The organism is Haladaptatus sp. W1, assembly GCF_001723155.1.
Taxonomy (GTDB): domain Archaea; phylum Halobacteriota; class Halobacteria; order Halobacteriales; family Haladaptataceae; genus Haladaptatus; species Haladaptatus paucihalophilus.
Genome location: NZ_MEIH01000156.1, coordinates 1 through 10,460, shown reverse-complemented (window position 1 = coordinate 10,460; position 10,460 = coordinate 1). Strand labels below are relative to the sequence as shown.

The 10,460-nt window shown below is 62.8% G+C and carries 9 protein-coding genes and 1 pseudogene; 2 read left to right on the top strand and 8 right to left on the bottom strand.

Annotated features, from left to right (window positions below; all coding sequences use genetic code 11):
• Positions 1–149: 149 nt before the first annotated feature.
• The 7 genes and pseudogenes from ppk1 to BG842_RS31270 all read right to left on the bottom strand — a co-directional run.
• A complete protein-coding gene (gene ppk1 / locus BG842_RS08530) occupies positions 150–2,273 on the bottom strand; it encodes a polyphosphate kinase 1 (protein WP_069450438.1) in 2,124 nt (707 codons plus the stop codon).
• Between the two features lie 50 nt (positions 2,274–2,323).
• Positions 2,324–3,013, bottom strand: coding sequence for a metallophosphoesterase family protein (locus BG842_RS08525; RefSeq protein WP_069450437.1), 690 nt, complete (start codon positions 3,011–3,013; stop codon positions 2,324–2,326).
• Positions 3,014–3,146: 133 nt separating this feature from the next.
• Complete coding sequence (locus BG842_RS08520) at positions 3,147–4,808, bottom strand: AMP-binding protein (RefSeq protein WP_069450436.1); 1,662 nt, start codon at positions 4,806–4,808, stop codon at positions 3,147–3,149.
• A 122-nt stretch (positions 4,809–4,930) separates the two neighbouring features.
• Positions 4,931–6,388 (bottom strand): proline--tRNA ligase, encoded by a 1,458-nt coding sequence (proS, locus tag BG842_RS08515; protein WP_069450435.1) that lies wholly within the window; start codon positions 6,386–6,388, stop codon positions 4,931–4,933.
• Between the two features lie 514 nt (positions 6,389–6,902).
• The gene (locus tag BG842_RS28760) at positions 6,903–7,154 is read right to left on the bottom strand and encodes a hypothetical protein (RefSeq protein WP_139136068.1); all 252 of its coding nucleotides are present in this window, start codon (positions 7,152–7,154) and stop codon (positions 6,903–6,905) included.
• 82 nt (positions 7,155–7,236) lie between these two features.
• Positions 7,237–7,380, bottom strand: a complete 144-nt coding sequence (locus BG842_RS31275) for a hypothetical protein (RefSeq protein ID WP_254662995.1) — start codon at positions 7,378–7,380, stop codon at positions 7,237–7,239.
• Positions 7,381–7,475: 95 nt separating this feature from the next.
• Positions 7,476–7,712: pseudogene (locus BG842_RS31270) on the bottom strand (hypothetical protein); the annotation flags it as partial.
• A gap of 77 nt (positions 7,713–7,789) precedes the next feature.
• On the opposite strand from BG842_RS31270, the gene BG842_RS08505 reads away from it, so the two are divergent.
• On the top strand, positions 7,790–8,194 hold the full coding sequence (locus BG842_RS08505) for a hypothetical protein (protein ID WP_069450434.1): 405 nt from the start codon (positions 7,790–7,792) through the stop codon (positions 8,192–8,194).
• A gap of 1 nt (position 8,195) precedes the next feature.
• Here the strand turns inward: BG842_RS08505 and BG842_RS08500 are convergent, their stop codons facing one another.
• Positions 8,196–8,672, bottom strand: a complete 477-nt coding sequence (locus BG842_RS08500; RefSeq protein ID WP_069450433.1) for a hypothetical protein — start codon at positions 8,670–8,672, stop codon at positions 8,196–8,198.
• A gap of 300 nt (positions 8,673–8,972) precedes the next feature.
• Between BG842_RS08500 and BG842_RS08495 the strand changes: the two genes are divergently transcribed.
• Positions 8,973–10,460, top strand: a 1,488-nt coding sequence (locus BG842_RS08495; protein WP_069450432.1) for a beta-CASP ribonuclease aCPSF1, incomplete at its 3' end; no start/stop codon positions are given.

Genomic DNA, 10,460 nt, shown 5'->3' with positions numbered 1-10,460 from the left:
GATACTGTGGTATACTGTCAAACCTCGCTTAGTTTCCGAATGTAAGACATTGAACAACCGCAATTCACATTCATTTCGTGACCTTCCGACATCGATTGTTTTGGAACCGCTATTGTTTTAATCTATCACTTCTGACCGCTCTGATTTCTTCAGGTGTCGCTCAGCCGACCCGCGCGCCGCATGAGTACGTCCTGTGTAGCCACCGTCGGTTCGTCGCCGGGTCCCCGTTGGCGGTAACTGCCGTCCGACTCCATCACCCAGCAGTTCCGATTGTCGGCCAACATCGTTTCGAGAATCATCGACAGTTCCTCCCGAAGCGCCGGGTTCGTCACCGGTGTGATGGTTTCCACGCGTTTGTCGAGGTTCCTCGTCATCCAATCGGCGGACCCGATGAAGTACCGCGGGTCGCCGTCGTTGCCGAAGTAGAAGATTCTGGAATGTTCGAGGAACCGCCCGACGACGCTGTAGACGTCCACCGTTTCGCTCACCCCTTCGATGCCGGGACGAAGCCGACAGATGTCCCGAACGATGAGGTCGATATCGACGCCGTCCATCGCCGCTCGGTAGAGTTCTTCGACGATAGCCGGGTCTTCGAGCGAGTTCATCTTGGCGACGATGCGTCCCTCCTTCCCCTCGCGCGCCAACGCCGCCTCGGTGCGTATCATCTCGGTGAACCGCTCGCGCATGTTCCCCGGCGCGATGAGCAGTTTTCGGTACTTCTCGTGGCGGGTGTGGCCGGTGAAGTAGTTGAACAGGTCGCTCCGGTCTTGCCCGATTTCGCGGTCCGCGGTCAGTAGTCCGAGGTCAGTGTACGTCTTCGCCGTCTCCGAGTGGTAGTTTCCGGTGGCGACGTGGGAGTACAATTGCACGCCGTCCTCCTCCTCGCGGACGACGAGCGCGGTCTTGCTGTGGGTCTTGTAGCCGATGGTCCCGTACGCGACGTGGATGCCTTCCTCCTCCAATTTCTTGCCCCACTCCATGTTGTTTTCCTCGTCGAACCGCGCCTTGAGTTCGACCATCACCGCGACCTGTTTTCCGTTCCTCGCCGCCTCGATGAGGCTCTCGACGACCTTCGAATCGCTCGCGGTCCGATAGATGGAGAGTTTGATGGCGAGCACGTCGGGGTCCGTCGCGGCCTGCCGCAGGAACTTCTGGACCGTCTCCTCGAAGGAGTGATACGGGTGATGGACGAGCACGTCGTTGCGTCGAATCTCCTCGAACACGTCCACGGATTCGTCGGGGGTCCCGCCGGAGAGACGGGGATGGGGCTGTGGCGTCCACGGAGCGGTTTTCAGGTCGGGTCGGTCACAGTCCGTTAGGTCCATGAAATCCCGGAAGTCGAGCGGTTCGGGGAGGCAGAACACCTCGCGTTCGTCCACGCCGAGTTGTTCGACCAGCAACTCCCGAACCTCGTCGGGCATCCCCTCCTCGATTTCGAGGCGGACGACGGTGGCGAACCGACGTTCGCGGAGCACCGACTCTATCATGTCGATGAGGTCCTCCGCGACTTCCTCGTCCTTTCCGACCTCCGCGTTTCGGGTGACGCGGAACGTGGAGTGGTCGATGATCTCCGTGCCCGGAAAGAGGAGGTCGAGGTTGGCCCGGATGACGTCCTCCAGCAGGACGTATCGCGTCTCGTCGCCTATTCGGACGAGACGCGGCCGGTTTTTCGGAATCTTCACGCGCGAAAAGGTCGTCTCCGACTCGTCGTCCTTCCGAGTCAGCACCGCCAACGAGAGGCTCAGGTTCGAGATGAACGGAAACGGATGGGCCGGGTCGAACGTCAGCGGCGTGAGCGTGGGAAGGACGGACGCCTCGAAATACGCGCGCAGGTCGTCTCGCTCCGCGGACGACAGGGCGTCGTACGATACGATTTCGATACCCGCGGCCGCCAGTTCGTCGTGAATCACGTCCCGATAACAGGCCGACTGCTGGCAGAACATCTCCCGCGTCACGTCGAGAATTTCGTCCCACTGTTCCCGCGGTGTCCGCCCGTCGGGCGACAGTTCGGTCACGTCGGCCGCCATCTGCTGTTTCAGGCCGCCGACCCGCTTGCGGAAGAACTCGTCCATGTTCGTCGTGAAGATGGCGAGGAACTTCACGCGCTCCAGCAACGGGTTGCGCTCGTCCATCGCTTCGTGGAGCACCCGCTTTTGAAATTCGAGTTGGCTCAACTCTCGGTTCAGGTAGTACTCGGAATCCGTTAGGTCAATGGCCGCGTTTTCGGACGTCGTTTCCTCGTCATCGTCGTCCGGTAACTCGTGTTGTGGCATGGCTGGTCGCGGAGGGCGATTTTCTGGGACCGAGGAGCGGGTTCGAGGGTTCAGTGAGGCCGAGGGGTGACGATGGAGTCGTCGCTTCTGTTCTTGCCAGTTCTTTGGGACGGCTTGGTGACGAACTCGTCAGCGCGATACTCGTACGCCGTGAGCGTCCCGCCGTAGACACACCCCGTGTCCAACCCGACGGCCCACTCCCGTTCGACCGGCCGTTCGAGGACGGTGTGACCGAAGAACACCCGTCGCGGCCCGTCGTACTCCTCGAACCAGAACGGTCGGTCGTAGCTTCCGTCCGGGTCCAGCGAGCGCGTCGTTTCGAGGTCGTCGATTGAGTGTTCCGAAAGCGGCTTTCGCGGGTCCACGCCGCCGTGAACGACGAGCGCGTCGTCCCACGAAATCGCCGCCGGAAGGCTCCGAACGTACTCGATTTCGGCCTCCCCGAACTCGTCCAGTTCGACGTCCCCGTCGAGGAGTTTCTGCTCGTTGTTTCCGCGAACCGAGCGGAAGTTGTCGTTCTCCCGAACCAACTCGACGACGCCGAGGCTGTCGGGACCTTTGCGAATCAGGTCACCGACGAACACCACGAGGTCGTCGGCGGACGGCGCGAAGTCGTCGAGAAGCGATTCGAGTTCCGGCAAGCAGCCATGGACGTCGCTGACGACGTAGATGTCCTCCCACTCGTCGGCGTCGATTCGTTCGTATGGCACCCCGTCGTCGAACGTCGGACTCGAAACCATTGTTGTAGTAGCGACCGCTCGCCGCATCGGTGAGCGGCCTTTCGACGGAACACAGCCGGTCCGCGGTCTAAACGGTTTATAATACCCGTCAGGAGGCGTCAGAGCAATCCGTATGCGAATTTATACCAATCGCTCACGAACCGGATTCCTTGACCGCCCGCTCCCGCAACTCCGTTCGCTGAATCTTCCCGGTCGTCGTCTGAGGCAGTCGGGCGACGAACTCGATTCGACGCGGATACTCGTACTCCGCGAGGCGGTCCCGGACGAGGGTTCGTATCTCCTCGCGGAGCGCGTCGGTCCCCTCGACTCCCGAAACGGGTTGGACGAACGCCGCGATGATTTCCCCGCGCGTGTCGTCCGGGACGCCGACGACGCCGACCTGTTCGACCGACTCGTGTTCGAGGACGGCTTTCTCGATTTCGCCGGGTCCGACACGGTAGCCGCTCGTGATGATGAGGTCGTCGTCGCGCGATTTGAACCAGATGTAGTCGTCCTCGTCCTGCACCGCGAGGTCGCCGGTGAGGTGCCAGTCGCCGACCCGAACCGACTCGGTTTTCTTCGGGGCGTTCCAGTACTCCTCGAATATCGCGGGTTCGGTGGGGTTTCGAACCGCGATTTGGCCGACCTCGCCGCGCGACAGTTCCTCGCCCGTCTCGGGGTCCACGATGGCGACGTCGTGGCCCGGAACGGGTTTCCCCATGCTCCCCGGTTTCGCCTCGAACCAGTCCCCACAGTTGGCGACGAGCAGGTTCGCCTCCGTCTGGCCGTATAGTTCGTTCACCGCGACGCCCGCCAGTTCCTCTTCGGCCCACGCCAGAATCTCGGGTGTCAGCGGTTCGCCGCCGGTACTGATGGCGTCGAGGTCGAGGTCGTAGGCGTCGGTCGGGTCGGACACCTCCATCATCATGCGGATGGCCGTCGGCGGGATGAACGCGTCCGTCACGCCGAACTCCTCCACGAGTTCGAACGCCTCCTCGGCGTCGAACTTCCCCATCGGATAGCCGACGACGGGGCGGCCGTAGTGCCACGAGGAAAAGAGCAGGTCGCCGAGCGCGCCGATCCACGCCCAGTCCGCGGGCGTCCACGCCACCGTCTTCCCGAGGACGTTTCGCTCGAAAACCATCGAGTACGTCGGGCAGTGACCCACCCACACGTGATGCCCGTGGAGGACGCCTTTCGGCGGCCCGGTGCTACCGCTCGTGTACATGACGATTGCGGGCGTCTCGGGCGTCGTCTCCGCGAGGTCGAACGAGCGCCCGCCGTCCCGAAGCAGTTCCTCGAAACTCCGTGCATCGCCCCCGTTCACGTCCACGTCCACGTCCACCTCGACCACGTGTTCGAGGTCGGGGCAGTCGTCTCGAACTTCGTCCACCGTCGGGCGAACCGATGCGTCTACCACGGCGACCGTCGCGCCGCTGTCGTCGAGTCGGTAGCCGAGCGCCTCGGAGCCGAACAGCACCGACAGCGGTACCGACACCGCGCCGAGCTTCCAGCACGCGAGGTGGGTGATGGGATTTTCGGGTTTCTGCGGGAGGGCGACAGCGACCCTATCGCCGAATCCGACGCCGAGATTCGAGAGGGCGTCGGCGACCCGATTCGACAGCACGTCGATGTCGTGGAAGGTGTACGTCTCCCGTCGGCCGTCCGGATACGCTTGGAACAGCGCCACGGACCCCTTCGGGTCGTCGTGCTTTCGGAGCAGGTCGTGTGCGGCGTTGAAGCTCTCGGGAAGGTTCCACGAGAAGTTCTCGCGGGCGGCTTCGTACGTGTCGTCGAGTGTGACGTACCGCGGCATGGTACCTCGTTGCACGCGCGGGACTATCTAATCCAAGGTTCACATATCACGGTCCACTCCACGGTTCACCTGTCTCGGTCGGCACCTCGGCGAGAAAAGGGAGTCCGCGTCTTCAGTCCAGTTCAGTACGACTTGGCGAAGTAGGCCGTCTCCTCGGCCTCGTCGCCACAGATGGAACACTCGTCGCCGCACGGTTCCTCGTCGCGGTCGAGGGGCACCATGACGATTTCCGCCGAAATCTGGTCTTTGATTTCGGCCTCGCAGTCCTCGTCGCCGCACCACGCGGTCTTCACGTAGCCGCCGTGCTGACCGATGGTGCCGAGGATGTCGGCGCGGGAGTCGGCCTCCCGGATGTTGTCTTCGAGGTTCTCCTCGGCCGCCTCGTACATTTTGTCGAACACCGCGTCGAAGTGGTCCTCGACGGTCTCGGTGATGTCCGCGCGGTCCTCCACGACGTTCTCGCCGTCGGGTCGGTGAACGACCGTAATCTCGTCGTCCTCGACCTCGTGCGGCCCGATTTCGAAGCGGACGGGGACGCCCTTCAGCTCCCACTCGTTGAACTTGAAGCCGGGGTTGCGCTCGTCGCGGTCGTCGAGTTCGACGCGGACGCCCGCCTCTTCGAGGTCCTCGGCGATGCCCTCGGCGTACGAGAGCACCTCTTCGCGGTTCTCCTCCTGCCAGATGGGGACGATGACGACCTGCTCGGGCGCGAGCGTGGGCGGACAGACGAATCCTTGTTCGTCGCTGTGGGTCATGATGAGCGCGCCGAGTGCGCGCCACGACAGCCCCCACGAGGTGGTGTGAGCCACGCGTTCGTCCTCGTTCTCGTCGGTGAAATAGAGGTCGTACGCCTCGGCGAAGCCCTGTCCGAGGTAGTGGCTGGTCGCGCCCTGCACCGACTTTCCGTCGGGCATGAGCGCCTCGACCGTCGTCGTGGTGTCCGCGCCGGGGAACTTGTCGTGTTCGGGCTTGCGACCGGGCATGACCGGAATCGCCAGCACCTCCTCGAAGACCCGCTGGTACTGGTCGAGTCGGGTCATCGTCTCGTCCCACGCCTCCTCCTCGGTCTCGTGGGCCGTGTGACCCTCCTGCCAGAGGAACTCCTTCGTGCGGAAGAACGGCTTGGTGTCGGTGGCCTCCCACCGAATCACGCTACACCACTGGTTGAGTCGGAGCGGCAGGTCGCGGTGGCTCCGCACCCACTGGCTCATGAACGGCGTGATGATGCTCTCGCTGGTGGGGCGGAACGCGAGGCGCTCGTCGAGTTCGTCGTGGCCGCCGTGGGTGACCCACGCGACTTCCGGGTCGAACCCTTCCACGATGTCGCTCTCGCGTTCGAGGTAGCTCTCGGGGATGAGCGCGGGGAAGTAGGCGTTCTGCGCGCCCGTGTCTTTGAACCAGCCGTCGAGGTGGTCCTGCAGGCCCTCCCAGAGGGCGTACCCGCGGGGCCGGGTCACGATGAACCCGCCCATGGGTGCGTAGTCGGCGAGACCCGCCTTCAGTACGACTTCGGCGTACCAGTCGCCGGGACTGTACGATTTGGACTCGGTGATGCCGAGTTCCTGGTCGTCGTTGCTCATTACTCCTATCCAGTCCGGTTGCACTCTTAAATGTCCTGAAGCGACGGCAAGGAGGCGCGATTTTGGACGTTCGAGGAGTGCGTTTACTTCTTCGGAGGTAGTTTGGTTTCGCTGTGATTGCAGTTACTGAGAAGCAGACCTTGAAAGCCCCTGCCACGCTCGCTAGGAAGTGACCTTGGTTGTTTTGTGATTGTAATTACTGAGAAGCGGACCCCGAAAGCCCCCGCCCGCTCGCGGCACCGGAAGACGGTCCTGCTCGGTCGCACGCTCCCTGTGCGGGCATGCGACTTCCGTGCTCACACTCACTGCGTTCGCGTGACCCGCTCGCCGACATCTCGACTCGGCACAAACCGCGTGCCTCGGCGAAAGGGGTCGGCGAGGCGACCACGACAAGCGCGAGCGGACGGCCCCTTTCATTCCCACTCCCCACCGTAGCCGCACCACACCACATGCCTCCCCAACCGACTCCTCCGCTCGTCGCTGGCGCTCCTCGGTCGTCATCCCTCATGCGGCTTCAAGGGGTGGTTCGGCCGACCGCACCGCTGGCCTCACCACCCATCAGCGCGCGCCACTGTGGAAATTCGACTGCGCCATATCGACCAGCCACGCTGGCGCGTGCGGCAGACGGCCCGCGACCTGCGGTCGGTTGCGGCCGACTGGCTATCACGCGAGGGACGACTGAGCGAACGCGAAGGAGTCGGTTGGGGAGGCATGTGGTGTGGTACGGTGCGGTTGCGGTTTCATCGACGTCTGTATTCGTGCTCACAGCTCATCCCGAGCCGACTCGTTGCGACCACCGAACTGTCGCCGAAAAAGAACTCGATTCGTCGATACGAACGAACCCACACTCAGAACTCCACCCCTGTCTCCAACTCCTGTTCGAGCATCTCGTCGCCGTCCGAATCGAACCGGAACCATCCCGAGAACGTCTCACCCGAGAGCAAATACGGCATCCAGAGGCGGTCGTCCTCCCACATCTCGCCGTAGGGCATGTCCCCGACGTCGAACCATCGCGGGTCGGCCTCCTCTGTCTCTCGGGGTCTCCCGAAAATTCCTCGGCGCGGAAGACGTGGACGAACATCTCCGGATTCTCGCCGAAGACGAACTCGAACTCGCCGACCTTGGTCGGATTCTCAACGGAGACGCGAACCTCCTCCTCGACCTCACGAACCGCGGCCTCGCGGGGGTCTCGCCGTCCTCGACTTTTCCGCCGGGACCGACGAGTTTCCCCTCGCCGAGGCCGCGCTTTTTGCGGATGAGGAGGATTTCGTCGCCACGAATCGGATAACAGAGCGTCGCGGGTTGCATGTCCGTTCGCTGTCACCCAGATTTAATCAGTGTTCCGAACGGTCGGAGGGGCCGGGGCGAACCCTTTTACATTCAGTTCTCCAACACGAAATCATGAAAGCGCCGGTCATCAGCGCACCCACGGGCGGACCGAAGCGCCGGTGGTTCAAGTGGCTCGGAGCGTTCATGCTGTTGCTGAACGCCGGGTTTCTCGCCCTGCTCGGACCCCGCACGTTGTCCCACCTCGAACAACTCGCGCAGTTCGGAGTCGGCATCCTCGGCGGCCTCCTGTTGATACTTTCGGGTGTCGAACTGCCGTGGGACGTGGGCTGGTATCGGTTGGCCGGTCTGGGATACGTCTGCCTCGCGGTGTCGTTCCTGTTCACCGGCGTTCTCGCCGACAACGGACTCGGCTGGATTGCGGTGAACGCGGTCGGCGCGCTTTCGCTCGCCTTCTTTGGCTTCGACATGATGCGCGGCGGCCGACATTTCAAAGTGGACGCAGACGCCGAGGTTTGACTCACTCCACCGAAAACGGATTCTCGCCTTCCGTCCAGTCCCACCCCGGCAGTCGGGTCTGGAATCCGGCGGCGAGGGCGGCGTCCAAGTCGTCCACGCCCGCCGCCTCGTCGTCCACGTGGTGCATGATATCCGCGTAGTGGAACGTGGCCTCGCCGAGGAGGCGAAGGGGTTGGTTGCCCGCAATCATTCCGGCGAGTTCCCGGCCGAGGAGTTCGTCCACGACGAATCCGGGGTAGTCGTTTTCGACGTCGAGGTCGCGGAGCAGGGCGACGAGCGCGGCGACGTTCACCGCGAGGTCGCCGTCGGCGAACACCGCGTCCACTTCGCGTCGGTAGTCGGCGACGGAGACGGAATCGACCTCCGTTCCGAACGCCTCGCCGAGGTTCGCTCGAACGTCGTCGATGAGCGTCACGACTTCCGTTCGTTCCCGAACCCACTCGTGTTCGTCCGCGACGGTCGCAGGGGAGAGTTGCATGGGGAATACGTCGTGCAGAGTAGATTTAGGGGTTTTGAGAAGGCTTTTATAACCACACCGTTTAGTGGGGGATAAGCGGGTTTTCCTGTGTCACCCATGAGCAGTTTGCTTTTGGAGACCAGGACCACATTATGCGCGTTGACGCGTATGCTCCAATCCCGCAGAACAAGCGAGACAATCTATGCTGTGCTGTATACGTCGTAGTGGTCACGGTGTTCGAAACCACCGACTGCGACAATCCCAGATACGCCGGACCAACAGCATTCGCTCTCCCAACGGACGAAGCGGACTGTTTTCACCATGAGTAAAGTAGAGCAACAACTCGAAGACCTCAAAGCAACGATTACGAGCGAACTCCCGAGCGACATTTCGGTATCCGACGTCAAGTACGAAGGGCCGGAACTCGTCGTCTACACGCGCGACCCGAAGAAGTTCGCGCGCAACGGCGACCTGATCCGAAAGCTGGCGAGCCAACTGCGAAAGCGCATCACGGTTCGCCCCGACCCCGACGTCCTCTCACGCCCCGACACGGCGCGCGAGGACATCCTCGACGTCATCCCAGAGGAAGCGGGCGTGACGGACCTCGACTTCCACGCGGATACCGGCGAAGTCGTCATCCAAGCCGAGAAACCCGGCATGGTCATCGGCAAGCACGGGAGTACGCTCCGAGAGATAACCCAAGAAGTCGGCTGGACGCCCGAAGTCGTCAGGACGCCGCCCATCGAATCCTCGACGGTTTCCAACGTCCGGAACTTCCTCAAACAGGAACGCGACGACCGTCGCAACATCCTGGAGAAGGTCGGCCGACAGATACACCGCGAGGAGATGAGCGACGAGGAGTGGGTCCGCGTCACGACGCTCGGCTGTTGCCGCGAAGTCGGTCGGGCGAGCTTCATCCTCTCGACGCCCGAAACCCGAATCCTCATCGACTGTGGCGACAAACCCGGTTCCGACGACGTGCCGTACCTCCAAGTCGAGGAGGCGCTCGGCGCGGGCGCCGCCACCATCGACGCGGTGGTGCTCACCCACGCTCACTTGGACCACAGCGCGCTCATCCCGCTGCTGTTCAAGTACGGCTACGACGGCCCGATTTACACGACCGAACCGACCCGCGACCTGATGGGACTGCTCCAACTCGACTACCTCGACGTGGCCGCGAAGGAGGGCCGCGTCCCGCCGTACGAGAGCGAGATGGTTCGGGAAGCGCTCAAACACACCATTCCGCTGGAGTACGGCGACGTCACTGACATCGCGCCCGACGTGAAACTCACGTTCCACAACGCGGGTCACATCCTCGGCTCCGCGGTAACACACTTCCACATCGGCGATGGCCTGTACAACGTGGCGTTCTCCGGCGACATCCACTACTCCGACACGCGCCTGTTCAACGGCGCGGTGAACGACTTCCCGCGCGTCGAAACGCTCATCCTCGAATCGACCTACGGCGGTCGGAACGACTACCAGACCGACCAGAAGGATTCGGAGGAGAAACTCAAGAAGGTCATCAACGAGACGTACGAGAAGGGCGGCAAGGTCGTCATCCCCGCGTTCGCTGTCGGTCGGTCACAGGAGATGATGCTCGTCATCGAGGAGGCGATGCGCAACGGCGACATCCCGGAGATGCCCGTCCACCTCGACGGGATGATATGGGAGGCGACGGCTATCCACACGACGTACCCCGAATACCTGCGCGACGACCTCCGTGACCGTATCTTCCACGAGGACGAGAACCCGTTCCTCGCGCCGCAGTTCAACCACATCGACGGCGGCGAGGAGGAACGACAGGAC